Consider the following 26049-nt stretch of genomic DNA (forward strand, 5'->3'; position numbering starts at 1 on the left):
CAGCGGTCCGCGCCCGGCGCCGGTCAGAGCACGCGTACGCCCCTGCGCCACACCCCCGTGACCAGGGGGACGCCCGGGCGGTAGGCGAGGTGGACGTGGCTGGGCGCGTCCAGCAGCGCGAGATCGGCGTACGCGCCCGGCGTGAGGCGGCCGATGTCGTCGCGGCGGAGCGCCCGCGCGCCCCCGGCCGTGGCCGACCAGACGGCCTCGTCCGGCGTCATCCCCATGTCCCGCACGGCGAGCGCGACACAGAAGGGGACGGAGGAGGTGAAGGACGACCCCGGGTTGCAGTCCGTGGAGAGGGCGACGGTGACGCCCGCGTCGAGGAGGCGGCGGGCGTCCGGCCACTCGGCACGGGTGGAGAACTCGGCGCCGGGCAGCAGCGTGGCGACCGTACGGCTGTGGGAGAGGGCGTCCACGTCGGCGTCGGTGAGGTGGGTGCAGTGGTCCGCGCTGGCCGCGTCGAGTTCCACGGCGAGTTGGACGCCCGGGCCGTGGGAGAGCTGGTTGGCGTGGATGCGCGGGTGCAGGCCCCTGGCCTTGCCGGCCGTGAGGATCGCGCGGGCCTGGTCACCGTCGAAGGCGCCCTTCTCGCAGAAGACGTCGATCCAACGGGCGTACGGGGCGCAGGCGTCGAGCATCTCGCCGGTGACCAGGGCGACGTAGGCGGCGGGGTCCTCGGCGTGGTCGGGGGAGACGATGTGGGCGCCGAGGTACGTCACCTCGTCCGTGTGCCGGGCGGCGATGCGCAGCGCCCGTGCCTCGTCCTCGACGGTCAGGCCGTAGCCCGACTTCGTCTCGAAGGTGGTCGTGCCCTGGCGGAGGGCCTCGCGGAGGTAACGGGTGAGGTTGGCCTCCAGTTCCTCGTCGGTGGCGGCGCGGGTGGCGGCGACGGTCGTGCGGATGCCGCCCGCGCTGTACGCGCGGCCGGACATCCGGGCGTTGAACTCGGCGGTCCGGTCGCCCGCGAAGACGAGGTGGGAGTGGGAGTCCACGAAGCCCGGGATCACCGCCCGCCCACCGGCGTCGACGCGATTGTCAGTGGCGGGTGCTTTGCTTTGATCACCGGTCCACGCGATGCGTTCACCGTCGATGACGACGGCCGCGTCCTGGATCAGTCCGAGGGGGGATCCGTCGCCGAGGGAGGGGTCGTTGGTGACCAGGGCAGCGATGTTGGTGATGAGCGTGCTGGCGGTGCTCGCCGAGTGGGCGGGGCTGTGGGTCGTCGGGCTGCTCATGGCGTCCTTGGTTGCCTGGTCGGCGGTCGGTTCGGAATCGGGACGGGGACGGGAACGGGTGGCCGGAGGCACGGGCGGGCCCGCGGGGGTCATCCGCGCAGTGCGGCGACGGCGTCCGCGAGGGCTCTCGGCACATCCGGTACGAGCGCGTGCGCCCCGTCCCGTACGACGTGCCGACCTCCCACCACCGTGTGCGACACGTCTGCTGCCGACGCGGCGAATACCGCGGTCTCCGCGCCCAGCCGTGGAAGCGGCCCCGCTGTCCTGACGGAGTCGAGCGCGATCGTCGTGAAGTCGGCGAGCGCGCCCGTCTCCAGGGTGCCCGCCTCGTCCCAGCCGATCGCCGCGTGGCCGTCGGCGGAGGCCGCCCGCAGGAGGGCCGCCGCCGTCCAGTGACCCCGGGTGCGGGTGCGCAGCCGCTCGTTCAGCTCCATCGCGCGGGCCTCTTCGAGCAGGTCGACGACGGCGTGGCTGTCGGAGCCCAGCGAGAGGGGGGAGCCCGCCCGTTGCAGGGCGACGGCGGGTCCGATGCCGTCGGCGAGGTCGCGTTCGGTGGTGGGGCACATGCAGGTGCCGGTGCCGCTGTCGCCGAGGAGGGCGATGTCCTCGTCGGTGAGGTGGGTGTTGTGGACGCCGGTGGTGCGCGGGCCCAGTACTCCGTGGTCGGCGAGGAGTCGGGTGGGGGTGCACCCGTGCGCCGCGTGGCAGGCGTCGTTCTCCGCCGTCTGCTCCGACAGGTGCACATGCAGCGGCGCCCGCCGTTCCTCGGCCCAGCGTGCGACGGTCGCCAACTGCCCGGCGGGTACGGCCCGTACGGAGTGCACGGCCGCTCCGATCCGTGCGTGATCCCGGTCCTTGAGAACTGAACAGCGTTCGGCCCAGGCCTCGGCCGTGCCGTCGGAGAAACGGAGTTGGTGGTGGTCGGGTGCCTTGCCGAAGCCGGCGGAGAGATAGGCCGTGTCGAGGAGGGTGATCCGGATGCCCGCCTCGGCGGCGGCCTCGATCAGCGCCTCGCCCATGACGTTGGGGTCGGCGTAGGGGGTGCCGCCGGGGGCGTGGTGCACATAGTGGAACTCGCCGACGGCCGTGATGCCGGCGAGGGCCATCTCCGCGTACACCGCCCGCGCGAGGGCGTGGTAGGTGTCCGGGGTCAGCCGGTCCGCCACCCGGTACATGACCTCGCGCCAGGTCCAGAAGGTGCCCGAGCCGACCTGGACGGTACCGCGCAGGGCCCGGTGGAAGGCGTGGCTGTGGGCGTTGGCGAGGCCGGGCAGGGTGAGGCCGCGCAGGACGACCGTGCCCGGGGGCGGGGTGGGCGTCCCGGTGCGTACGGCGGTGATGCGGCCGGCCTGTGCCGAGCCCTGCCCGGCCACGGTCAGGGTCACGCCCGGCTCGACATGCGTGCCGAGCCAGGCGTGTTCGAGCCAGTAGGTCGTCTCCGTCACCTGCGGACCAGCCCTTCCAGTACGTCGGCGAGCGCGGTCACCCCGGCCAGGCAGTCGTCCTCGGCGGCGTGTTCGGCCGGGGAGTGCGAGACGCCCGTCGGGTTGCGTACGAACAGCATGGCGGTCGGGACGGTCCCGGAGAGGATCCCGGCGTCGTGTCCGGCGCCGGTCCCGAGCACCGGCACCTTCAGCTCGGCCGTGTCCCGGCCCAGGATGCGGGCGATCTCGTCGCGCAGGGCGTGTTCGAACTCGACGACGGGGGTGAAGGACTCCCGTACGACGTCCAGCTCGACCCCGTGGGCCTGGGCGTGATCGCGGGCGGCCTCCTCGATCGCGTCGACGACCGTGTCCAGCGTCGTCTGGTCCTCGGCGCGGGAGTCGAGCCAGCCGCGGACGAGGGAGGGGATGGCGTTGACGCCGTTGGGCTCGACGGCGATCTTGCCGAAGGTGGCGACGGCTCCGGCGAGACGTGCCTCGCGGCGGGCGGCGAGCACGGTCTCCGCGTACGACAGCATGGGGTCCCGGCGGTCCACGAGCCGGGTCGTGCCCGCGTGGTTGGCCTCGCCGCGGAAGTCGAACCGCCACCGTCCGTGCGGCCAGATGGCGCTGGCGATGCCGACGGCGTCGCCGGACAGGTCCAGGGCCCGGCCCTGTTCGACGTGCAGTTCGACGAACGCGCCGATGCGGGCTAGCCGTTCGGGGTCCGGGCCGATGGCGTCGGGGTCGTACCCGGCGGCCTCCATGGCCCTGGGCAGGCTGACGCCCTCGCCGTCGGTCAGCCGGTGCGCGCCCTCGACGGTGAGCTGCCCGGCGGCCAGCCGGGAGCCGACACAGGCGAGGCCGAAGCGGGCGCCTTCCTCGTCACCGAAGTTGACGATGGCGAGGGGCCTGGTGAACTCGACCCGCCGGGACCGGAGTTCGTCGAGCGCGGCGAAGGACGACACGACACCGAGGGGGCCGTCGAAGGCGCCGCCGTCGGGCACGGAGTCCAGATGCGACCCGGTGACGACGGCGTCCCCGGCGGCGGGGTCGCCGAGCCAGGCCCACTGGTTGCCGTTCCGGTCGACCTCGTAGGTCAGCCCGCGCGTCTCGGCCTGCTCCCTGAACCAGGCCCGGCACTCGGCGTCGGCCCCGGTCCAGGCGAACCGCCGGTAGCCGTGGGAGTCGGGGTGCCGTCCGATGGGCAGCAGCTCCCGCCACATGGTGTGGAACGAGCTGCCGACGGACGAGGCCCCGTCCCTGGCTTCCGGAGAGTTGGCGCCTGCCGTCATGCGTCGTCACCCTCGCGCATCGGGACCCGTACGCCCCGCTCGTCGGCGGCGGTCTCGGCGATGTCGTAGCCCGCGTCGACGTGGCGGATCACGCCCATCCCGGGGTCGTTGGTGAGAACCCGGCGGATCTTCTCGCCGCCCAGCTTCGTCCCGTCGGCGACCGTGACCTGCCCGGCGTGGAGGGAGCGGCCCATGCCGACGCCGCCGCCGTGGTGGATCGACACCCAGGACGCGCCGGAGGCGACGTTGACCATGGCGTTCAGCAGCGGCCAGTCGGCGATCGCGTCGGAGCCGTCGAGCATGGCCTCGGTCTCGCGGTAGGGGGAGGCGACGGAACCGGAGTCGAGGTGGTCGCGGCCGATGACCAGCGGGGCCGCGAGTTCGCCGGAGGCCACCATGTCGTTGAACCGCTCCCCCGCCCTGTCCCGCTCGCCGTAGCCGAGCCAGCAGATGCGGGCCGGGAGGCCCTGGAAGTGGACGCGCTCGCCGGCCATCTTGATCCAGCGGTGCAGGGACTCGTTCTCGGGGAAGAGGTCGAGGATCGCCCTGTCGGTCTTGGCGATGTCGGCGGGGTCGCCGGACAGGGCCGCCCAGCGGAAGGGGCCCTTGCCCTCGCAGAACAGCGGCCGGATGTAGGCGGGGACGAAGCCCGGGAAGGCGAACGCCCGCTCGTATCCGGCGAGTTGGGCCTCGCCCCGGATGGAGTTGCCGTAGTCGAAGACCTCCGCTCCGGCGTCCTGGAAGCCGACCATGGCCTCGACGTGCCGGGCCATGGACTCGCGGGCGCGGGTGGTGAAGCCGGCCGGGTCCTTCGCCGCGGCGGAGGCCATGTCGTCGAAGTCGACGCCCACCGGGAGGTAGGCCAGCGGGTCGTGGGCGGAGGTCTGGTCGGTGACGATGTCGATGGGGGCGCCTTCGGCGAGCATGCGCGGCAGCAGTTCGGCGGCGTTGCCCAGCAGGCCGATGGAGAGCGGGCGGCGGGCGTCCCGGGCCTCGACCGCGAGTTGGAGGGCGTGCTCCAGGCTGTCGGCCCTCACGTCGAGGTAGCGGTGCTCGATGCGCCGCTCGATCGCCCGCGGGTCGACGTCGATACAGATCGCGACGCCGTCGTTCATGGTCACGGCCAGCGGCTGGGCGCCGCCCATGCCGCCGAGGCCGGCGGTGAGGGTGATCGTCCCGGCGAGGGTGCCGCCGAACTTCTTGGCGGCGACGGCGGCGAAGGTCTCGTAGGTGCCCTGGAGGATGCCCTGGGTGCCGATGTAGATCCAGGAGCCGGCCGTCATCTGCCCGTACATGGTCAGGCCGAGCTGTTCGAGGCGGCGGAACTCCTCCCAGTTGGCCCAGTCGCCGACGAGGTTGGAGTTGGCGATGAGGACGCGCGGGGCCCACTCGTGGGTCTGCATGACGCCGACGGGGCGCCCGGACTGGACCAGCATGGTCTCGTCCTGCTTGAGGGTCCTCAGGGTGCGGACCATGGCGTCGAAGGAGCGCCAGTCACGGGCGGCCTTGCCCGTGCCGCCGTAGACGACGAGCTTGTCGGGGTGTTCGGCGACCTCGGGGTCGAGGTTGTTCTGGAGCATGCGCAGGGCGGCTTCCTGCTGCCAGCCCAGGGCGCTGAGTTCCGTACCGCGCGGCGCTTTGACGGGGCGGGGTCCTGACACGGGTCTGCCTCCTCGCTTTACAGCAACTATTCACATCCTTGCTTGATGAATAGAGCTAGTCAATACAGCCGTAGGGCCAGCGGCGGCGCGCCGTGGGTGTTTGGCTGGACACACTGGCCGTATGGGTTCGGACGACGACACGACAGCGGGGGAAGAGATGGGAGACAGGACCAGCGGGACCGGCGGGGAGAGGCCCGGCGCCCGGCAGGACGAGGGGGACGCCGAGCGCACGTTGCGGCTGTTCGACACCGACGGCGAGCGGGCCGCGCGGCGGGACGAGGCGGTGCGGGCGGCGGTGGAGCAGGGGCTGCTGGGTCCCGGCGAGCCGGTCGTCGCGCTGCTCGACGTGACCGGGATCCGGGCGTCGGCCGGGGCGCTGCGCAGGGCGTTCGACGCGGTGACGGCGCCGGGGACGCCCGTGCTGCACGCGTTCGCGGTGAAGGCGACGCCGCTGGTGCCCGTGCTGCGGCTGCTGCGCGAGGCGGGGATCGGCGCGGAGGTGGCGAGTGCCGGGGAGCTGGCCCTGGCGCGGGCGGCCGGGGTGCCGCCGAGGCTGACCGTGCTCGACTCCCCCGCCAAGACGTCGGCCGAGCTGCGGGAGGCGCTGGCGCTGGGCATCGCCGTCAACGCGGACAATCCGCAGGAGCTGGACCGCATCGACGCGCTCGTCCGGTCGGCCACCACCCGCTCCCCCCTCGGCATCCGGGTGAACCCGCAGGTCGGCGGCGGCGCGATCGACGCACTGTCCACGGCGACGGCCACCTCGAAGTTCGGGGTGGCGCTCCGGGACGAGGGCGCCCGCGAGTGGGTCGTACGGGCGTATCTGGACCGGCCCTGGCTGAGCCGGCTGCACGCGCACACCGGGTCGCAGGGGATCCCGCTGTCGCTGATGACGCGGGGGATCACGGAGACGTACGAGCTGGCGGAGGAGATCAACCGGCGGATCGGGCGGCGGCAGATCGACACGATCGACATCGGCGGCGGGCTGCCGGTGAACTTCGCCTCGGAGGCGGCGACGCCGACGTACGAGCAGTACGCGCGGCTGCTGGCGGAGGCGGTGCCGGGGCTGTTCGACGGGCGGTACGGGCTGGTGACCGAGTTCGGGCGGTCGCTGCTGGCGAAGCACGGGACGGTCGTCGCGCGGGTGGAGTACACGAAGAGCGCGGGCGGCCGGGCCATCGCGGTCACCCACGCCGGGGTGCAGGTGGCGACGCGGACGGTGTACGCGCCGGGGTCGTGGCCGCTGCGGATCGCCGCGTACGACGCGAAGGGGCGGGTGAAGGTGGGGCCGACGGTGACGCAGGACGTGGCGGGGCCCGCCTGTTTCGCCGGGGACCTGCTGGCGGAGGGGCGCGCACTGCCGCTGTTCGAGCCCGGGGACTACGCGGCCGCGCTGGACACCGGCGCGTACTACTTCGCGCACCACTACGCGTACAACTCCCTGCCCCGGCCCGGGATCTACGGGTACGCGCCCGGGGAGAGGGGGATGCGGTTCGCGGTGGTGCGGCGGGCGCAGACCGTGGAGGAGCTCGTGGCGGAGGCGGGGGGAGCCGAGCGGGCGGGGCTGCTGGGGCTTTGACGGTCGCCGTCCGGTCGTGGGGAGACTTGCGGGGCTTGGGGGCGCCCCACGGTTGCTGGTCGCGCTCCTTCCCGCGCCCCTCGCGCCCCCCAGAATGGTGAGCGGTCGGCGGCTCGTTCGGGCCCGGCATGCGGGGCAGCCGCATATGCCCACCTCAGGGCGTTGACGTGCCTCCTCAGCCCCAACAGCGGTGAAAAGCAGGCAAGTCGACCCACCTTAGTCACCTGTCCGCATGTTCCGCTGGAAAATGCCAGATCCCTCACCCCCTGGCGCACACGGTGCGTAGCGTCTGCGTCACTCAGCCGAACCGCAGGCAGGAGGGGAGCCACGGTGCCCGGAATCGACGAGTGTCTGGTGGAGGCCATGAGGCTGCCCGGTGCCCTGGGCGCCGCGGTGGTCGACTGGACCAGCGGACTGGCGCTGGGCACGGTCGGGGAGGCTCCCGGCGGTGACCACGAGACGACCGCGGCGGAGGCGGCGGAACTGGCTCGGCTCGCGGCGGAGCACCGGGCGTTCGCACCGGAGGAGGGTTCCGACTGGTCCGGGGCGGAGCTGCCGGTCGAGGACCTGATCGTCAGCAACCGGGACACGTACCACGTGCTGCGGTTCGTGCGGACGACGTTCGACAGCAGTGTGTTCCTGCACCTGTGGCTGGCGCGTACGGACGGCAACCTCGCGCTGGCCCGGATCCGGCTCGGCGAGATGGCGGGACGGCTGGTGCTGGCATGAGCGTGATCACCACACCGGTACCCACCCCGGTAGCCACCCCGGCGCCCCCGCTCCCCGTGCGCGGCGAGCACTTCCGGCAGGCCGTTTCGCCGATGCTGAGCCGCCTCGCCGCCGAGCGGGCCACCGGTGTCCTGCTGCGCGAGACCGGTGCGCTGTACCTGTCCGACGGCGAGGTCGTGCACGCCGAGAGCCCTCGCTCCCCGGGCCTGGACGTGCTGCTCGCCACCGGCGGCATCCTGGACTCCGACGGCTGGCGGGAGGCGGTCGACACGGCCGGGGCCGGGCTGCGGGTCGGGCGGTTCCTGGTGGACAGCGGCCGGGTCGCCCGGGGCGCGCTGGAGCTGTGCCACGCGGGGGCGCTCTTCGACGCGGCGTACTTCGTCCTCGGCCCGAGCAGCGCGCCGGCCAGCTTCCGTTACGGGGCCGCGCACTGGCTGGGACCGATCCGGCCGGTGCCGGTGGCCGCCGTGGAGCGCGAGGCGCGGCGCCGCCGGGATCTGCTGCACCGCATCTGGCCCGACCCGGCGATGGACGAGGCCCCGCTGATCAGGGCGGCGGCCGGCCTGGACACACCGCCGGTGCCGGCCCGGCAGGGAGCCGTACTCGGCCAGGTCGACGGCTTCCGCACGGCCGCCGAGATCTCCCTGACCCTGGGCCGCCCCGCCTTCCACACCCTCGTGGACGTACGAAGACTGGCAGCGGCCGGCCTCATATCCACGGCCCGCAACAGCCCGGCCCCGACACCACCGGTCCCGACAGGGCCGATCCCCAGACCGCCGGTCCAGACAGGCTCGATCCCGGCACCACCGATTCCGGCAGGGCCGGTCCCGACATCACTGGCCCCGACAGGGCCCGTCCCGGCACCACCGGTCCCCGCAAAGCCGGTCCCCGCAGGGCCGCTCTCCTCAGTGCCGCTCCCCACACGGCCGCTCCCCACAGGGCCGGACACCTTCCCCGCCGCCCCACAGGGCCGCACCCCCGAAACCCACCCGGGCCTCACCCCCGCCCGCCCACCGGGCCTCCCCCCGCAACCCGACCCGGACCGCTCCCCACCGCCCGGCCCGTCCCACCGCACCCCGGCCGACCCGCACCACCTCACGCCGACGCACCCGGCCCACCTCACGCCGGCCCACCCGGCCCACCTCACGCCAGCCGACCCGCACCACCGCACCGCGGCCGACGCGGGGCGCGAGCCGTCGGCCGGGCTCGTGGCCGGGGGCGCGGCGGCGCCCCTCGCCCCACCTTGGCCGCTCACCACCCCGGACCCCGACGTGGCTCTACTGCAAAGGCTCAGGGATGCGCTGGAGGCCCTTTGAGCGGCAGCGGGAGCGTCCCGCCGAGAGGAGACTGCTGATGGCCGCGGAGGCCGAAGTCCTCGACGAACTGCACCGGTTGAGGGCCCGTGTACCCCAGTTGACCGGCGCGCTGGCGGCCAGTGTGGACGGGCTGGTCCTCGCCCACGACACCCCCGGCGTGGAACCCGAGGGCCTGGCGGCGCTCACCGCGGCCGCGCTCGGTGTCGCCGTACGGATGACGGACGCCGCAGGCCGGGGCGAGCTCCGTGAACTGCTGCTGCGCGGCGACCACGGCTACGTGGCGACGTACGCGGCGGGTTCCTCCGCCGTGCTGACGCTGCTGGCCCAGGACCGGGTCAACGTGGGCCGGCTCCACCTGGAGGGCCGTCGGGCGGGCGGCCGGATCGGCGAGCTGGTGGACGCCCTGCCCCGGCCCGACGACTCGGCCGCGAGCAACGCCAGGGCGGCGGCCACCCGGAACCCGGCCCGGTCGTTGGCCAGGACCGCCGACGGGACCACGCCCGGGCCCCCGGCCCAGACACCGGCCCCGACTCCGGCCAAGGCCACGGTCAGGTCGACCATGCCCCGCCGTACGCCCCGCGCCACCACCCCACGCCCCACCCCCCGAACCACTCCCAACGCACCTACCACCAGTGAGAGTTGAAAGGACACCGCACACCATGGCCAACACCGAGACCGCGTTGAAAGAGGCCCTCGCGTCCATCGAGGGCGCGACCGGCGCCGCCCTGGTCGACTACACCAGCGGCATGGCACTGGGCACGATCGGCGGCAGCAAGGGGTTCGACCTCAATGTCGCCGCCGCCGGGAACACCGACGTCGTCCGAGCCAAGCTGCGCACCATGGAACACCTCGGCCTCAAGGGCGAGATCGAGGACATCCTGATCACCCTGTCCGACGCGTACCACCTGATCCGCCTGCTCACCGGGCGCGGCGGCAACGGCCTCTTCCTCTACCTGGTCCTCGACGCCAAGCGGGCCAACCTGGCCATGGCGAGGCACCAGTTGAGGCGGATCGAGGCGGAGCTGGAGGTCTGACCGCCCTGATACGACGGCTCCGGCGGCGCCCCCCACCCGGGGAGCGCCGCCCGCGCGTGCCTCGGCTACCGTGTCCGGCCTCGAACAACACGTCGAACGGCAAGGGGAGGGTGACCGTGGGGAGAGCGGCACGGGGGACGGCACTGGCGCAGCTCGCATTGCTCGCCGGGGTCCTGACAGGGTGCTCGGAGTCGGCGGGGGACGGCGACGCGAAGCCTCCGGGGAGCACCACCGGGGCGGCGACCGCCGACGCGGAGGACACCGCCGAGGACGCTGCCCAGGAGGCCGCCAAGAGCGGCGGCAGTGTCGGCGCGGCCGGTTCCGCCTGCGAGCTCCCGGTCGCCTTCGACACGGCCGAGAAGTGGAAGGCGGAGGCCGTCGAGAGCGGCCCGCCCGCCGAGGGCGGCTCGGAGGAGGACGAGCTCGCGGCCGAGCTGGTCGAGGGGCTGCTGCGGCAGGGACCGTTCACCACCGCGTGCGAGATCGACGCCAAGCCGGCCGGGAACATCGGCTTCATCCGGGTCTGGACCGGCGAGAAGGGCGCCACGGAGGGGGACGCGGAGGCGCTGCTCAAGGAGTTCGTGGCGGCCGAGGGGAACACGAGCGAGGCGAAGTACAGCGAGTTCACCTCCGACTCCGACGTCTCCGGCACCGAGGTCGCGTACCTCTACACCAGCGAGGCCCTGGAGGAGACCAAGAAGGAGCGGGCCTTCGTCGCGGTCACGCAGGACGGGCCCGTCGTCGTCCATCTCGGCGGCCTCGACACCCAGGAGCACGAGCAGATGCTCCCGGCGTACGAACTGGCCAAGCGGACGCTGCGCACGGCCTGATCACGCTTCCGGCCCACGGTCTGATCAGGCTTCCGGTTCCACGGCCTGATCAGGCTTCCGGCCGCACGGCCTGATCACGTTTCCGGCTCCGAGAACCGGCGCGAAGGCATCCACAGCCCGCGACCGGGCATGAGTCCCCCGGACGGATCACCGACCGGGGGAGGTTCTCTTGTCCACCACCGAAGGCACCGCCGCGTCACCTGCGCCCGCCGAGGAGGCCGGCCTCAAGCGGGTGCTCGGACCGAAGCTGCTGATCCTCTTCGTGATCGGCGACATCCTCGGCACCGGCATCTACGCGACCACGGGCAAGGTCGCCGGGAAGGTCGGCGGAGCGCTCTGGCTCCCCTTCGTGATCGGCTTCGTGGTGGCGATCCTGACGGCGGCGTCGTACGTCGAACTGGTCGGCAAGTACCCGAAGGCGGCCGGGGCGGCCCTCTACACGCAGAAGGCGTTCAAGCTGCCCTTCCTCACGTTCATCGTCGCCTTCATGGTGATGTGCTCGGGCCTGTCGTCCGCGAGCGCCGCCGCGCGCGCCTTCAGCGGTGACTACCTGGACGAGCTGACGAACGGTGCGCTGCCGCCCACCCTGGTCGCCATCACCTTCATCGTCCTGCTGGCCGCCCTCAACCTGCGGGGCGTCTCCGAGTCGGTGAAGACGAACGTGGTGCTGACCCTGGTCGAGCTGACCGGCCTGCTGATCATCCTCACGATCGGCGCGTGGGCGGTGCTGAGCGGTGACGGCGAGCCGTCCCGCCTGACCGAGTTCGAGGCGAGCGGCACGGGATACGCCCTGCTCACCAGCGTCCTCGGCGCCACCGCCCTCGGTTTCTTCGCCTTCGTCGGCTTCGAGGACTCGGTGAACATGGCGGAGGAGACGAAGAACCCGACCCGGACCTTCCCCCGTGCGATCTTCATCGGGGTCGCCGTGACGGGCACGATCTACGTGCTGGTGGCGCTGGTCTCGTCGCTCCTGGTGGACGCCGAGACCCTGGCGGGCTCCAGCGGTCCGCTCCTCGAAGTGGTGAAGGCCGGCGGGGTGGACTTCCCGCACAAGCTCTTCGCCCTGATCGCCCTCTTCGCGGTCACCAACTCCGCCCTGATCAACATCATGATGGCCTCCCGCCTCTGCTACGGCATGGCCAACGAGCGCATCCTCCCGCGCGGCATGGCCCGCGTCCTGCCGCGCCGGCGTACGCCGGTCGTGGGCATCGTCTTCGTCACCCTCCTCGCGATCGGGCTGGTCTCCACCGGGGAGATCGAGGGCCTCGGTGACACCACCGCGTTCCTGTTGCTCTGTGTCTTCGCCGTCGTCAACATCGCGGTCCTGGTCCTGCGCCGGGACCGCGTCGACCACGCCCACTTCCGGACGCCGACGGCCCTGCCGGTGCTCGGCGCCCTGACGGCCCTGATCCTGGCGAGCCCGCTGGCCGACCGGCCGGCCGACGTCTACATCCGCGCGGGTGTCCTCCTGGTCATCGGCATCGCACTGTGGGCGGTGAACAAGCTGGTCCTCCGCACGCGGGGCGAATGACCCCCGTCGGGCAGGGACTACGCCCGACCGGAGGCCGTCGAGCAGGGGCCTACGCCCGTCGCCTGCCGCCCCCGGGTGCCGCGTCGCCCGCTCCGATGCCGGTGAGCCGGTAGTCGGGGACCCGCTTGCCCGTGGGGCGGCCGGCGCGTGCGGACAGCCGGTCGACCCGGACCCAGTAGAGCTGCCCGGCGGCCAGTTCACGGCGGCCCAGCCAGGCCGCCTTGAGGCGGAGGCCCGTGCCGAGGCCGGCGAGGAGCATCCCGCCCGCCGCGGGGAGCGCGAAGGACGAGCCCAGGGCGGCCGCGAAGCCGAGCAGCAGCCACCAGCGGTGGCCTCGGCGCCAGGCGCGCAGGGTCACGGCACGGTCCTGGAGCACGTCGTGCTTACCGGCGCGCACGGCGGCGCGCACCGGCGTGAGATACCGGCCACGCCCGGCCCACGCCACCCCGGCGGCCGCGACGATGAACAGCACGGCCCCCGCCAGCACCCCGATCCGCCGCCCGGTCAGCCCCGACGGCGCGGCCCCGACCCCGGCCGCGACCACTCCCAGCCACCACAACGGCGCCGCCCCGGCCCGCACCACGACGGCCACCCGAGCAAGCCCCTGCCCTCCGCGCGTCACGTTCCCCACCTCTCGTCATCATCGGTCGTCAGACACCGGTTCGTACGACAGTCGCGGGCACCGTAACCAGCGAACGTGAAGCGCGCCTGAGAATCGCGGATCTTCCCGTCCGCCACGGCCGCCCGGCCCCTCCGGGACGGCTACTCGACGAACAACCCCCTGGTCGCGGCCTTCGCGTCGAACTCCTCCAGCCGGGCCTGGGCGTCCGGCAGGTCGTCGCACATGGCCTCCAGGAGCACCCGGCCCAGCAGCATGGGGGCACAGGCCGTGTCGAAGGCGAGCCCGGTCCCGACGGCGGCGGGCAGCAGCAGGTCGGAGACCTTGGCGACGGGCGCGAACGCGGAGTCGGCGACCGTGACGACGAAGAGCCCCGCCTCCTTGGCGTACGTCAGGGTCTCGACGACCTCGCGGGGGTGGCGCGGCAGCGCGAAGCAGAGCAGCGCGGTCGCGCCCCCGCGCACGGCGGCGTCGATGCGGTCGTGGAGCATGCTGCCGCCCTCGTGCAGCAGCCGTACGTCGGGGTGGACCTTGGCGGCGAAGTAGGCGAACCCGTACGCCTGGGAGGCCGCGGCCCGCAGTCCGAGCACCGGCAGCGGGCGGGACGCGGCCAGCAGGCGCCCGGCCCGCGCCACCGGGGCCGGGTCGGCGAGCACCTCGGCCAGATGCCGCAGGTTCTCGATCTCGGCCTCGACGGCCTGCTGGTACTCGTTGTACGCGGTGGTGTCCGGGGCCGGCTCGGTGGGCCCGACGTCCCGCAGGTGCCGGCGCAGCGCCGGGTAGCCGTCGAAGCCCAGCGCCACCGCGAACCGGGTCACGGACGGCTGGCTCACCCCGGCCAGCTCCGCCAGCTCCACACTCGACAGGAACGGCACGTCGGCCGCCCGCCGCACCATGCTGTGGGCGATGCGTCGCTGGGTGGGCGTCAGCCGGTGCCCCTCGAAGAGCGTCTGCAGCCGCGCGGCGGGACTGTCCGTCATGCCCGTGCCGTTGTCCGCGCTCATGACGCGCTCCCCCTCAGTGGATCCGCCTGGACGTCCGTCCAGATCTCGGTGAACCGGTCGAGCAGTACGGCCGCCGCGCTCACGTCCGCCGTCAGCGGCCGGTCGGCGGGGTCCGGGTCGAGCACGGCCTCCGCCAGCTCCAGCGCCCGCGCGACGGGCAGGCCGGGATCCGGCCGCAGGTCCCGCTGGCGCAACGCCCGTACCGCCGCGACGAGTTCGCAGCCGACGACGAGCCGGTACGCGCCGCACGCCCGCAGCGTCTGCCGGGCGGCGAGCGAGGCGAAGCTGGCCTGTTCCTCGACGCCCCGGGAGAGTACAGCGTGACCGAGCGACGCGGGCGCGGAGAAGGCCCGCAGGTCACCGAGGGCGGCCCCGGCGGCGTACTCCAGGATCATCACGCCCGAGGAGGCGGGCTCGTGGTCGGCGAGGAAGGGCCGCAGCCGGGTGTAGGCGGGCTCGTTGAGCGAGGAGAGCCGGGAGGTCGACAGCCGTGCCACCTGGGTCACGGCCAGCCGGAAGTGGTCCAGGGCGAGGGCCAGTTGGGCCTGGTAGAAGCCGCCGTGGTGGTACGCGGCCATGTCCTCCGGGATGATCAGCGGGTTCTCCGCCGCAGCGTTGAACTCCACCTCCAGGACGCCCGCCAGCGCGTCGGCCGCGTCCAGCGCGGGCCCGTGGATCTGCGGCAGGCACCGGAAGCCGTACGGGTCCTGGAGCCGCCCCAGCGGAGGTGTGGGCCGGTCGGCCGCGCCGATCAGCTCCCGCATGCGCCGGGCCACCTCGCGCGCCCCCCGGTGGGCGCGCGCGACGTGCACGGGCGCCGCGTACGCCTCGTGCGAGCCGTCCACGGCGAGCAGCGAGAGCCCGGCGACGACCTGGGTGGCCGCGATCAGCCCCCGCAGTTCGTGCAGCGCGAGCGCGGCCTGTCCGAGCGTGAGCGCGTTGCTGCTGATCAGCGCGAGCGCGTCGTTGTTGTCGAGCGACTGCGCCTCGGGCACGCCGGACTCCCCCGACACCGGTGCCGGCCCCCGCCACGGATGCTCCCCCGCCAGCGCCAGCCCCACCTGGGCCAGGGCCGCGATGTCGCCCGTGCCCACCGAACCGAACTCGTTGACCACGGGGTACGCGCCGCTCTCCAGCGCCGCGCAGAGCGCGGTCACGACACCGGGCCGCAACCCCGCCCCGCCCGCGAGCAGCTGATTGGCGCGTACGGCGAGCATGGCCCGTACCTGCCGGGCGGGCAGTTCCTCACCGATGGCCCCGGCATGACTGCGCAGCAGCCGCAGACCGTGCTCGGCGGCGGCCTCGGTGGGCACGTCCTCGGTGCGGTTGGCGCCGACCCCGGTCGAGCGGCCGTACACCCGTCCGGTCGCCGCGATCAGCCGGGCGGCCTCCCACGATTCCTCGACCCGCCGCATCGCCGCGCCGTCGGGCACCGGCCGAACGACCCCGTCGGCGAGCCGCACGACGTCGGCGACCCCCAGCGCACACCCGTCGAGAACGACGAGCCCGGCAGAAGCGGCAGGCCCGACCGGCGCGCTCGGCCCGGCGGCGGCAACGGGGGCGTCCGTCGCGCCCATGATCCGAGAGGACATCACCAGCAGCCTCCTCAGCCCCGGTGGACACCACATATTCAGTCACCGAGAACTCTGCATGAGACTATGCAGGCCGGGCAAGGGATGCCGGACGGGAAACAAGGATGCCGGACGGGAAACAGGGGGGAGCCGGTGCGCCGACCGGGGGGCTAACCCCAGTGCCAGACGGCTCCCGGATCCCTACCGTGAGGAGCATGACCGGTATGGATGCCCGTGACGCCCAGCTCGGCGACACCGAGCTGAAGAAGGAACTCGCCGCCACCCTGCACGCCCGCAGAGACCTGGGCGACGACTACGAGTCCGCGCTCGTCGACTCGTTCCTGGAGAAGGTCGACCAGCGCATCGACAGCGTGGTCGACCGCCGGGTCCGGCGTCAGGTGGCCGAGCAGCAGATGGTGGTGGCCCGTGGCAGCCGCTCCCCCGACAAGTCCACCGACAGCTGGGGCGAACGCTACGGCTTCGGCGTGGTCTCCCTCGTCGCCGCCATCCCCCTGTCCGGTATCGGCGGCGGGGTGGCGGATCTGCGCGGCCTGTTCGTCACCTGGGCGGGCATCGTCGGCGTGAACGTGGCCTGGGCCCTGCGCAACTCGCCGATTCTGGACCGACGCCGGGACAGGCGCGGGGAATCGGAGTGGGAGAAGTGACCCGAGAAGATATGCGCGGGGACCGCCGCACCCCCGTGTGACGGGGGGCGGGACGACGGCGGTCCCCGCGAGGGACGCGGGCCGGGTCGGAACCGGGCTGGCGCGTCCGTGGCGTCCATGGAGGTCCGGGAGCCGCTCCGGAGGTCCTTGACGCCGTTCGGTTGTCGGCCGGAGCGGGGAGCCGCTCCCGCCCTGCCGACACCCACTAATGTGCCGGACCCGTGTTAAGCGGGTGCTGCGCGGACGTGACGCGCTCGTACCACTTCTGCGAAGTCAAACCCCTGGCTCGGGCAAATCTTCGACGAAGAAGGGCGCTTCACGGGATTTTTCCCCCGATTCAGACGCCCCTCCCCTCGCGCGGCAGATCCCGCCGCCGCTACGCCGCCGCTATGCCGCCCCTACTGCTTGACCCCGCCCTTGGCGAGGAACGCGAGCAGGTCCTGCCGGCTGACCACACCGGTCGGCTTGCCCTCGACCAGCACGATGGCCGCGTCCGCCGAGCCGAGCACGGTCATCAGGTCACCGACCGGCTCACCGGAGCCGACCTGCGGCAGCGGCGCGGACATGTGCTTCTCCAGCGGGTCGTCGAGCGAGGCGCGCTGGGTGAACAGGGCGTCCAGCAGCTCGCGTTCGACGACGGAGCCGACCACCTCGGCGGCCATGACGTCCGGGTGACCGGCGCCCGGCTTCACGATCGGCATCTGCGAGACGCCGTACTCGCGCAGCACCTCGATCGCCTGACCGACCGTCTCGTCCGGGTGCATGTGGACGAGGGACGGAATGGCGCCGTGCTCCTTGTGGCTGAGGACGTCGCCGACGCGCGCGCTCGGGCCCTCGTCCTCCAGGAAGCCGTAGTCGGCCATCCACTCGTCGTTGAAGATCTTGCTGAGGTAGCCGCGCCCGCTGTCGGGCAGCAGGACGACCACGATGTCGTCCGGGCCGAGGCGCTTCGCGACCTCCAGGGCGGCGACGACGGCCATGCCGCAGGAGCCGCCCACCAGCAGGCCCTCCTCCTTGGCCAGCCGCCGGGTCATCTGGAAGGAGTCCTTGTCGGACACGGCGACGATCTCGTCGGCGACGGTCCGGTCGTACGCGGTCGGCCAGAAGTCCTCGCCGACGCCCTCGACGAGGTACGGGCGCCCAGAGCCGCCGGAGTAGACCGACCCCTCGGGGTCGGCACCGATCACCTTGACGCGACCGTCACTGGCGTCCTTCAGGTACCGGCCGGTGCCGGAGATGGTGCCGCCGGTCCCCACGCCCGTCACGAAATGGGTGATCCGCCCCTCCGTCTGCTCCCACAGCTCAGGGCCGGTCGAGTGGTAGTGGGAGAGCGGGTTGTTGGGGTTGGAGTACTGGTCCGGCTTCCAGGCGCCGGGCGTCTCACGGACCAGCCGGTCGGACACGTTGTAGTACGAGTCGGGGTGCTCGGGGTCGACCGCCGTGGGGCAGACGACGACCTCGGCCCCGTACGCCCGCAGTACGTTGATCTTGTCGGTGCTCACCTTGTCGGGGCACACGAAGATGCACTTGTAGCCCTTCTGCTGGGCGACGATGGCGAGCCCCACACCGGTGTTTCCGCTGGTGGGCTCGACGATCGTGCCGCCGGGCTTGAGCTCCCCGCTCTTCTCCGCCGCCTCGATCATGCGCAGCGCGATGCGGTCCTTCACGGAACCGCCGGGATTGAAGTACTCGACCTTGGCCAGGACGGTCGCCTGGATGCCCTCGGTCACGCTGTTGAGCCTCAGCAGCGGGGTGTTGCCGACGAGGCTGATCATCGAGTCGTGGATTTGCACCGTTGTCTCCGGAGCCGCAAAAGGGATGGTCGTAATGTCCAGCCAGCCTAAGCCCCGTCCTCACTGTTCTTCTCCCTGTTCACCTTCCGCCGGGATTGGCCGAGGGCCGCTACGGGGCAAGGAGTGGGTGTACGGGTACGAGGAGGTGGCGGCGACGCATGACGAGCATGTCCAGAGCAAGGGTGGCCCGCCGCATCGCGGCGGGCGCGGCGTACGGCGGTGGCGGCATCGGTCTGCTGGGTGCGGCGGCCGTGGGCGTGGTGCTGGCCGAGGTGCGGATGGCCAAGCGCGTCGTGGGCAACGGGCACAGCCCGCACCCGCCGAGCGCGGAGGGTGTGTACGGCCACACGCACGGCAGCCGGTACGGTCGCGCGTACGGCTACGGCTCGTACGGCAGTTCGTACGACGCCCCTGACGATCCCCCGCTCCGCCTCGTCATGCTCGGTGACTCCACCGCCGCCGGTCAGGGCGTCCACCGGTCCCGGCAGACCCCGGGCGCGCTGATCGCCTCGGGGCTCGCGGCGGTCGCCGAGCGCCCGGTGCTGCTGCGCAACGTCGCGCTGCCGGGGGCACAGTCGGACGACCTCGACCGGCAGGTCGCCCTGGTCCTGGAGGACCCGGCCCAGGTCCCCGACGTCTGCGTGATCATGATCGGCGCGAACGACGTGACCCACCGGATGCCGCCGACCCGCTCCGTCCGCCATCTCTCCGCGGCCGTACGGCGGCTGCGGACCGCCGGGGCCGAGGTGGTGGTGGGCACCTGTCCCGACCTCGGCACGCTCGAGCCGGTGCAGCAGCCGTTGCGCTGGCTCGCCCGCCGGGCCTCGCGGCAGTTGGCGGCCGCCCAGACGATCGGAACCGTCGAGCAGGGCGGCCGCACCGTGTCGCTGGGCGACCTCCTCGGCCCCGAGTTCGAACAGAACCCGCGCGAGCTGTTCGGCCCCGACAACTACCACCCCTCCGCCGAGGGCTACGCGACCGCCGCGATGGCCGTCCTGCCGACGGTGTGCGCGGCGCTGGGCCTCTGGCCGGCGGACGAGGAGCGGCCGGACGCCAGCCGTCGCGAGGGCTTCCTGCCGGTGGCCCGCGCGGCCGCGGAGGCCGCGTCGGAGGCGGGTACGGAGGTGACGGCCGCGATGCCTACGGGGCCGCGTGGGCCGTGGGCTCTGCTGAAGCGGCGGCGTCGGCGGAGGGTGCCGGCGACGGACCCGGCGCCGGCCGCTACCGCGGAGGCGCAGCCGGGCGCCTAGTAGCTCGGGGGTGCGGGTTGCGTTGGCGGGCGCGGGTGAGTGGGGCTTCCCGCGCAGTTCCCCGCGCCCCTGAAAAGCAGGGGCTGCGCCCCGTGCTTTTCACCCCGCCCAGCCGTCGCCTTCCAGACCCGCCCGGCCGTGGTCTTCCAGACCCGCCCGGCCGTGGTCTTCCAGGCCCGCAGGGGCCTGGTCTTTCAGGCCCGCAGGGGCCTGGTCTTTCAGGGGCGCGGGGAACTGCGCGAGAAGCCCCACCGGACCCGCGGCCGCCAACGCAACCCCACCCCCGAGTCACTAGGCGCCCAACCAAAAAGCAAGCGCTTAGAAAAGTGCGGTCGGAGTCACACCCTCATGCCCGTGACCCAGACCATACGTACGGGTAACTTCCCCCACAGCCCCGCTTTCCGAACGCATGCCAATGGAGCCGTGATGCCCGAAGCCGTGATCGTCTCAGCCGCCCGCTCCCCCATCGGCCGCGCTTTCAAGGGCTCGCTGAAGGACCTGCGCCCCGACGACCTGACCACCACCATCGTCGCGGCCGCCCTCGCGAAGGTCCCGGAGCTGGACCCGAGGGACATCGACGACCTGATGCTGGGCTGCGGCCTCCCCGGCGGCGAGCAGGGCCACAACCTGGGCCGGATCGTGGCCGTACAGCTGGGCATGGACCACCTGCCGGGCTGCACGATCACCCGTTACTGTTCCTCCTCGCTCCAGACCTCCCGCATGGCCCTGCACGCCATCAAGGCCGGCGAGGGCGACGTCTTCATCTCGGCCGGTGTCGAGGTCGTCAGCAGCAGCGCGCGCGGCACCAGCGACATCCACACCGCCCGCAACCCGCTCTTCGCCGAGGCCGAGGCCCGCACGGAGGCGGTCTCGAAGTCGGTCGGCGCCTCCTGGCACGACCCGCGCGAGGACGGCCTGCTCCCCGACCCCTACATCGCGATGGGGCAGACCGCCGAGAACCTGGCCCGCCAGTGGGGCGTGACCCGGCAGGAGATGGACGAGTTCGGCGTCCGTTCGCAGAACCTCGCCGAGGAGGCCATCGGCAAGGGCTTCTGGGAGCGCGAGATCACCCCCGTGACGCTGCCCGACGGCACCGTCGTCAGCAAGGACGACGGCCCGCGCGCCGGCGTCACCCTGGAGGCCGTGCAGGGCCTGAAGCCGGTCTTCCGCGAGGACGGCCTGGTCACCGCAGGCAACTGCTGCCCACTGAACGACGGCGCCGCCGCCCTGGTGATCATGTCCGACACCAAGGCGCGGGACCTCGGCCTCACCCCGCTCGCCCGGATCGTCTCCACCGGCGTCTCCGGCCTCTCCCCCGAGATCATGGGCTACGGCCCGGTGGAGGCGTCGAAGCAGGCGCTGTCCCGCGCGGGTCTCACCGTCGACGACATCGACCTGTTCGAGATCAACGAGGCCTTCGCCGCCCAGGTGATCCCCTCCTACCGCGACCTGAACATCCCGCTGGACAAGCTGAACGTGAACGGCGGCGCCATCGCCGTCGGCCACCCCTTCGGCATGACCGGCGCCCGGATCACCGGCACGCTCATCAACTCCCTCCAGTTCCACGACAAGCAGTTCGGCCTGGAGACGATGTGCGTCGGCGGCGGCCAGGGCATGGCGATGGTCATCGAGCGCCTCAGCTGACCGTACGGTCCCGCGTGGAGCCGTGACCGCACGGAAGCGCACCGTGATGCTGTGGCCCGGAGTCCCGGAATCCGTGGGACTCCGGGCCGTTTTGTGATCCAATCTCCCCCAGGATGTGACCTATCTCCCCCCGGAGAGCGATTTACGCAGCTCAGAGCCGTTTCACCACCAAACATCGGGGCAAGTTTCCTGCCCGTTTCGTGACGTTACGCACTGACAGCTGGTTAGTCCGCCCTTCAAGCTGATGTAGGAAGTCGGGGGTCGACTTTGAACCGGGAGTACGTCAGTGAGCGCCATGCCGATCGCCTTGCTGCTCACCACGGCCGCCACCGCCGCCGTGGGCGTCGCCGTCCTGCGCACCCTCGTGGGTCTGCGCCGACAGGTCGCTGCCTTGCGCACCGAGCTGGCCGAGAGCCGGACCGCCGGGGCACGCGCCCTGGTGCCGGCCGCCCGTCCGGCCGCCGATACCGAGGAGATACGCGCCGCCGTCGCCGAGGCCCTCGCCGAGGAGCGGGAGCGTGAGCTCGCCGAGGCCCGGGCCTTCTGGGCCGCCCAGGAGTCCCGTGACGTCACCGACACGCCGCCGCTGCTGGGGCTGCCCGAGAGCGAGCTGTTCCTGCCCCGGCAGTCCGATTTCGCGGGCCTGGAGCACCTGGAACACCTGGAGCCGGTGATCGAGCCCGGTCTGGAGAGCGACGAGTTCGCCGGGGACTCCGCCGAGCTGGCCGCGGCCCGCCGCCGCCACCCCTCGCACCCCGATTTCGTGCCGGTGCAGTCACCTGTCGCCAACGACCACGAGCGCACGGTCGCCTGCCTGGAGGACCTCGCCGCGTCCCGCACCGAGCTGGCCGACGTCCGCCCGGGCCCCCTGGGCACCCTCGACGTCTACGTCTTCGCCGACGGCACCACCCTGTGCATGACCCCCGGCCACCGCGAGACCGCCGAGCGCCTCGCCACGGCCCTCCAGACCGGCGACACCCCGGTCCTCCTGGGCGGCTCGGGCATCTCCGGCGCGTACACCCTCACGTTCGAGTGCGGCGACGACATGGTCTACATACTGGCGGACCGGGTCATCGCGTCCCTGTAGACGCCGAGACTCCCTGGCTCGCCCGGGGCGCCGTTTCCGTCGCCGAGCAGGGCCGCGCCCCGAGGGGGCGCGGGGAACTGCGCGAGACGCCCCACCGGGCCCGCACCCGCCGACGAACGCGCGCCCCCCTCCCCCGTGGGCGCCGGCGCACCCCGTGAGGGCTCGTCTCACACCCCGGCCCGCCGCTGAGCCTCCTCCACCAGTGCCACGGCCTCCGCGAGCGCCTCCTCGTCCGCCAGCACCAGCGCGAGATCATTACCCGCGACCATGACCTGATCGGCCGCCGCGAACATGCCCGCGTCCGGCATCTCGTGGAACGGCCCCTCGGGCGTCTCCAGCCGCTGGGCACGCAGTGCCAACTCCCTGGCCAGCCCCAGCGCCTCCGCGGCGGCACTCCGCTGCAGCCGGCTCTGCGGGGCCGCCCGCAGCCGGTCGGCGAAATGATCCACGGCACGGGTCAACGGCGTCGTATCAAGCACGCCGCGAGCGTACGCGCCTGAACCGGACTGTTGCCAACAGGCCGCCACTCAGGCAACGTGACCTGAAGGACCGGCTTACATTCCCTTTCGTCCGGAGGCGCCGATGTCCCAAGTCTTCTCCGAGGAGACCCATCGCAACCTGCTCGCCCGCATCCCCCATTGCACCGGTCGCGAAGTCTCCGACTGGCTCCGCAAAGTCGACGAAGGCCCCGCTCTCTTCAATTTCGAGGAGAAGGTCAGCTGGCTCCGGCACGAGTACGACCTCGCGTACGGACACGCCAAAGCGATCATTCACGAGTACGACCTGAGGAGGGCCGCGCGGAAGCTCCGGTGAAGCCGCCGAGAACCCATGAAGGGCCCCCGAACCGCGAGGTTCGGGGGCCCTTCATCACTGTTCCCGCCAGATCGGCGCGATCCGTGCGATCGGCGCGACCTGTTCGATCTAGTCGTCGCCGCTGAAGATGGCGACCAGGCGGAGCATCTCGATGTAGATCCACACGAGGGTCATGGTCAGGCCGAACGCGGCCAGCCAGGCCTCCTCGCGCGGGGCACCGTAGGCGATGCCGTCCTGGATCTGCTTGAAGTCGAGGGTCAGGAAGAACGCGCCGAGCAGGATCGCGAGGATGCCGACGATCGCGCCGAGCGGGCCCATGCTGCGCAGTCCGCCGTCGGGGGCGAGCCCGAAGACGACCAGCAGCAGGTTGACCGCCATGACGAGGATGAAGGCGATCGCGATGGTCATGCCGATGCGGGCGTACCGCGCGGTGACCCGGATCCAGCCCGCCTTGTAGACCAGGAGGGTGGCGCCGGAGACGGCCATGGTGCCGAGCACCGCCTGGAAGGGCGCGCCGCTCCACTGCGAGTTGAACATCTCGCTGAGCACGCCCAGGAAGACACCCTCGAAGGCGGCGTACGCCAGGATCAGCGCGGGCGAGGCCTTGCGCTTGAAGGACTGCACCATCGCCAGGACGAAGGCGATGAGCGCGGCGCCGATGGCCAGGCCGTAGCTCGTGGGCGACACCGGCAGGAGGGCCCAGGCAAGGACCGCGCCGACGACGACCGTGCCGAGCGTCATGGCCGAGCGCATGACGACGTCGTCCATGGTCATGGCGCCCGTGCGGGCCGGAGCCTGCGGCGGGGTGCCGGGCTGCACGCCCGGCTGGGCGTACGGGTTCGTCGCGTACGGGTTGCCGCCCTGCTGGGCGTAGGGGTTGCCCTGGGTGCCGACAGCTGCTCCCCCGGCCTGCGGCGCGGTGTTGAAGCCCGCGTAGCCGTTGTCGCGGCTGAACCCCCGTCGCGAGAAGACCGGGTTGCTGCTCCTCATTTCACTCCTCCATGGCCACCCTGCGTGGCCTTGGCTCAAGAGTAATAGGTAGGCAAAAGAATGACCCTAGTGCTTGGGGAGGATCTTTCCCCTGCCCTGACATCGAACACGCTACGCGTCCCCCTGATTCCCCGCCCCACCCCCCTCAACCCAAACCCACCCCCACCCACGTCACGCGACCCGCTCCCGGCGCTCGCAGCCACTGGCGGTGAAGGCCTGGTCGCTCGCCTTGACGGTCACGCTGTCGGGCCCCGTCCCACCGTCGGCCGCGATGACGTCCTCCGCCTCGTGGGTGGTGCCCTTCAGCCGCGCCCATGAGCAGTACGTGACGACCCCACCCTGCGGCCCGTCGGTGCGACAGACACCCGGCTCGATGTCCTCCCCCACGATGAAGGTGCCGTCCCCGGGGATCCCGTCGCCCGTCGGCTTCTCGGCGGCCCCCAGCGCGCGTGCCACCGTCGGTCGGGCGGCGCCGCCACCCCGGGAATCGTCACCGGCGGCGAACCCGATCCCCGCACCGATCGCCATGAGGACAGGGTGCGGCCGGGGCCGGTGAGGTGCACCTCAGGTAGGGGAAGGGATGTGGGGGTGTGGGGAGAAATGTGCTGGGTTGGTCGGAGGTGCCCGGAACCGGACTTGAACCGGTACGCCCGCGAGGGGCAGCGAGGTTTAAGCTCGCCGTGTCTGCATTCCACCATCCGGGCAGGCCATGGGCTCCGCGCTGCGGTCCCGAGCCTATCGGGACGCCTCCCCCGAACAGTCGAAGAGCGGACCGATGTTGTCTTATTTTATTGACGTCTGAGGGTGCATCAGCCCACGGAACACGCCATCCGCACTTGCCAATAGCCTTACGGACGGCAGGACCGGCCGCGCGCGGAATGACGGAATTTCACCGCCCGAACGAGCGGCCCCACCCGGCACACACGCGGTGACGCGGTGACTCGTGTCGGTCATGTCCCCCACACCCCGGTCGGAGCCGACCGTCATCCCCAGGTATGACGAGCCCCCCGCCGGTCCGTCAGAAGTCTGCCCCCGGAACCGGAACAGCGGCTGACTACACGGCGCCCCTCCGCCGAGACGATGGAGCCGTCCAAGAATCGACACGCGCCGTCGTCCCGACAGGAGTTCCCACCCGTGACCACCACTCCCCTCGCCGACCGTTCCACCGCCGTGGCCGCCCGCGCCACGGAACTGTCGAAGGTCTACGGACAGGGCGAGACCCGTGTCGTCGCGCTGGACCAGGTGACCGTCGACTTCCGGCAGGCCCAGTTCACCGCGATCATGGGCCCCTCCGGGTCCGGCAAGTCCACGCTGATGCACTGCGTGGCCGGCCTCGACACCTTCTCGGCCGGCTCCGTCCGCATCGGCGAGACCGAACTGGGCTCGCTGAAGGACAAGCAGCTCACCAAGCTCCGCCGGGACAAGATCGGCTTCATCTTCCAGGCGTTCAACCTGCTGCCGACGCTGACCGCGCTGGAGAACATCACCCTCCCGATGGACATCGCCGGCCGCAAGCCGGACAAGCAGTGGCTGGACACCGTGATCCGCATGGTGGGCCTCGCCGACCGGTTGAGCCACCGGCCCGCCCAGCTCTCCGGCGGCCAGCAGCAGCGCGTCGCCGTGGCGCGGGCGCTCGCCTCCCGGCCGGACATCATCTTCGGGGACGAGCCCACCGGAAACCTCGACTCGCGTTCGGGCGCCGAGGTGCTGGGCTTCCTGCGCAACTCCGTACGGGAGTTGGGGCAGACCGTGGTGATGGTGACGCACGACCCCGTGGCCGCGGCCTACGCGGACCGCGTCATCTTCCTCGCCGACGGGCGCATCGTGGACGAGATGCACGAGCCGACGGCGGACCTGGTGCTGGACCGGATGAAGAGGTTCGACACCAAGGGGCGGACGAGCTAGAGGAGTTCACCCCCCTCTGCTCCCACTGCCCCTTCGCGCACTCCGGCCTCCTCCGGCCCGCTCCAGCCTCCTTC

General features: G+C 72.3%; 23 protein-coding genes, 1 tRNA gene and 1 pseudogene. 13 read left to right on the forward strand and 12 right to left on the reverse strand.

Annotation, left to right across the window (positions count from 1 at the left end):
- Positions 1-23 precede the first annotated feature (23 nt).
- Genes hutI through hutU form a run of 4 tightly spaced genes read right to left on the reverse strand, consistent with a single transcriptional unit; the run spans position 24 to position 5615 of the window.
- On the reverse strand, positions 24-1331 hold the full coding sequence (hutI, locus tag L3078_RS18650) for an imidazolonepropionase (protein WP_239754999.1): 1308 nt from the start codon (positions 1329-1331) through the stop codon (positions 24-26).
- Positions 1328-2683 (reverse strand): formimidoylglutamate deiminase, encoded by a 1356-nt coding sequence (locus L3078_RS18655; protein WP_239755000.1) that lies wholly within the window; start codon positions 2681-2683, stop codon positions 1328-1330. The genes hutI and L3078_RS18655 overlap by 4 nt, the downstream gene beginning before the upstream one ends.
- Positions 2680-3954, reverse strand: a complete 1275-nt coding sequence (locus L3078_RS18660; protein ID WP_239755001.1) for an allantoate amidohydrolase — start codon at positions 3952-3954, stop codon at positions 2680-2682. The genes L3078_RS18655 and L3078_RS18660 overlap by 4 nt, the downstream gene beginning before the upstream one ends.
- Entirely contained in the window at positions 3951-5615 is a 1665-nt protein-coding gene (hutU, locus tag L3078_RS18665) for a urocanate hydratase (RefSeq protein WP_239755003.1), read from the reverse strand. The genes L3078_RS18660 and hutU overlap by 4 nt, the downstream gene beginning before the upstream one ends.
- A 157-nt stretch (positions 5616-5772) precedes the next feature.
- Here hutU and L3078_RS18670 point away from each other — a divergent pair, with 157 nt between their 5' ends.
- The 7 genes and pseudogenes from L3078_RS18670 (at position 5773) to L3078_RS18700 (ending at position 12634) form a co-directional block, all read left to right on the forward strand.
- Positions 5773-7194 (forward strand): type III PLP-dependent enzyme domain-containing protein, encoded by a 1422-nt coding sequence (locus L3078_RS18670; protein ID WP_239760373.1) that lies wholly within the window; start codon positions 5773-5775, stop codon positions 7192-7194.
- A gap of 330 nt (positions 7195-7524) precedes the next feature.
- Positions 7525-7923: a hypothetical protein gene (locus L3078_RS18675; protein ID WP_239755004.1), complete on the forward strand. Its 399-nt coding sequence runs from the start codon at positions 7525-7527 to the stop codon at positions 7921-7923.
- Between the two features lie 92 nt (positions 7924-8015).
- A pseudogene (locus L3078_RS18680) lies at positions 8016-8705 on the forward strand (hypothetical protein); the annotation flags it as partial.
- Between the two features lie 571 nt (positions 8706-9276).
- Positions 9277-9882, forward strand: coding sequence for a roadblock/LC7 domain-containing protein (locus L3078_RS18685; protein WP_239755005.1), 606 nt, complete (start codon positions 9277-9279; stop codon positions 9880-9882).
- A gap of 16 nt (positions 9883-9898) precedes the next feature.
- Complete coding sequence (locus tag L3078_RS18690; protein ID WP_239755006.1) at positions 9899-10273, forward strand: roadblock/LC7 domain-containing protein; 375 nt, start codon at positions 9899-9901, stop codon at positions 10271-10273.
- A 116-nt stretch (positions 10274-10389) separates the two neighbouring features.
- Positions 10390-11103, forward strand: a complete 714-nt coding sequence (locus tag L3078_RS18695; protein WP_239755007.1) for a lipoprotein — start codon at positions 10390-10392, stop codon at positions 11101-11103.
- A 169-nt stretch (positions 11104-11272) separates the two neighbouring features.
- Complete coding sequence (locus tag L3078_RS18700) at positions 11273-12634, forward strand: APC family permease (RefSeq protein ID WP_239755008.1); 1362 nt, start codon at positions 11273-11275, stop codon at positions 12632-12634.
- 49 nt (positions 12635-12683) lie between these two features.
- Here L3078_RS18700 and L3078_RS18705 read toward each other — a convergent pair whose 3' ends face one another.
- From L3078_RS18705 to L3078_RS18715, 3 genes are all read right to left on the reverse strand, one after another.
- Positions 12684-13256, reverse strand: a complete 573-nt coding sequence (locus tag L3078_RS18705; RefSeq protein WP_239755010.1) for a hypothetical protein — start codon at positions 13254-13256, stop codon at positions 12684-12686.
- 140 nt (positions 13257-13396) lie between these two features.
- Entirely contained in the window at positions 13397-14257 is an 861-nt protein-coding gene (locus tag L3078_RS18710) for a MurR/RpiR family transcriptional regulator (RefSeq protein ID WP_239755011.1), read from the reverse strand.
- Positions 14254-15849: an aromatic amino acid ammonia-lyase gene (locus tag L3078_RS18715; protein WP_239755012.1), complete on the reverse strand. Its 1596-nt coding sequence runs from the start codon at positions 15847-15849 to the stop codon at positions 14254-14256. Before L3078_RS18715 ends, L3078_RS18710 begins: the two co-directional genes overlap by 4 nt.
- Positions 15850-16043: 194 nt before the next feature.
- Here L3078_RS18715 and L3078_RS18720 point away from each other — a divergent pair, with 194 nt between their 5' ends.
- Positions 16044-16493, forward strand: coding sequence for a hypothetical protein (locus L3078_RS18720; RefSeq protein ID WP_239755013.1), 450 nt, complete (start codon positions 16044-16046; stop codon positions 16491-16493).
- 398 nt (positions 16494-16891) lie between these two features.
- On the opposite strand, the gene L3078_RS18725 is transcribed toward L3078_RS18720, so the two are convergent.
- A complete protein-coding gene (locus tag L3078_RS18725) occupies positions 16892-18286 on the reverse strand; it encodes a cystathionine beta-synthase (RefSeq protein ID WP_239755014.1) in 1395 nt (464 codons plus the stop codon).
- 158 nt (positions 18287-18444) lie between these two features.
- On the opposite strand from L3078_RS18725, the gene L3078_RS18730 reads away from it, so the two are divergent.
- The 3 genes from L3078_RS18730 to L3078_RS18740 all read left to right on the forward strand — a co-directional run bounded on the left by L3078_RS18730 (position 18445) and on the right by L3078_RS18740 (position 22267).
- Complete coding sequence (locus tag L3078_RS18730) at positions 18445-19536, forward strand: SGNH/GDSL hydrolase family protein (RefSeq protein ID WP_239755015.1); 1092 nt, start codon at positions 18445-18447, stop codon at positions 19534-19536.
- 426 nt (positions 19537-19962) lie between these two features.
- On the forward strand, positions 19963-21180 hold the full coding sequence (locus tag L3078_RS18735; protein ID WP_239755016.1) for an acetyl-CoA C-acetyltransferase: 1218 nt from the start codon (positions 19963-19965) through the stop codon (positions 21178-21180).
- Between the two features lie 295 nt (positions 21181-21475).
- The gene (locus tag L3078_RS18740) at positions 21476-22267 is read left to right on the forward strand and encodes a hypothetical protein (protein WP_239760374.1); all 792 of its coding nucleotides are present in this window, start codon (positions 21476-21478) and stop codon (positions 22265-22267) included.
- Between the two features lie 167 nt (positions 22268-22434).
- Here L3078_RS18740 and L3078_RS18745 read toward each other — a convergent pair whose 3' ends face one another.
- On the reverse strand, positions 22435-22746 hold the full coding sequence (locus L3078_RS18745) for a hypothetical protein (protein ID WP_239755017.1): 312 nt from the start codon (positions 22744-22746) through the stop codon (positions 22435-22437).
- 103 nt (positions 22747-22849) lie between these two features.
- On the opposite strand from L3078_RS18745, the gene L3078_RS18750 reads away from it, so the two are divergent.
- Positions 22850-23080 carry a DUF4287 domain-containing protein gene (locus L3078_RS18750; protein ID WP_152169414.1) on the forward strand — a complete coding sequence of 77 codons (231 nt, stop codon included), beginning with the start codon at positions 22850-22852 and terminating at the stop codon, positions 23078-23080.
- Positions 23081-23188: 108 nt separating this feature from the next.
- Here the strand turns inward: L3078_RS18750 and L3078_RS18755 are convergent, their stop codons facing one another.
- The 3 genes from L3078_RS18755 to L3078_RS18765 form a co-directional block, all read right to left on the reverse strand.
- The gene (locus tag L3078_RS18755) at positions 23189-24070 is read right to left on the reverse strand and encodes a Bax inhibitor-1/YccA family protein (protein WP_239755019.1); all 882 of its coding nucleotides are present in this window, start codon (positions 24068-24070) and stop codon (positions 23189-23191) included.
- Between the two features lie 171 nt (positions 24071-24241).
- Positions 24242-24598, reverse strand: a complete 357-nt coding sequence (locus tag L3078_RS18760) for a hypothetical protein (RefSeq protein ID WP_239755020.1) — start codon at positions 24596-24598, stop codon at positions 24242-24244.
- A gap of 93 nt (positions 24599-24691) precedes the next feature.
- Positions 24692-24774 (reverse strand) — tRNA-Leu (locus tag L3078_RS18765).
- 430 nt (positions 24775-25204) lie between these two features.
- Here L3078_RS18765 and L3078_RS18770 point away from each other — a divergent pair.
- A complete protein-coding gene (locus tag L3078_RS18770) occupies positions 25205-25975 on the forward strand; it encodes an ABC transporter ATP-binding protein (RefSeq protein WP_239755021.1) in 771 nt (256 codons plus the stop codon).
- Positions 25976-26049 lie beyond the last annotated feature (74 nt).

It is taken from the genome of Streptomyces deccanensis (assembly GCF_022385335.1).
Taxonomy (GTDB): Bacteria; Actinomycetota; Actinomycetes; order Streptomycetales; family Streptomycetaceae; genus Streptomyces; species Streptomyces deccanensis.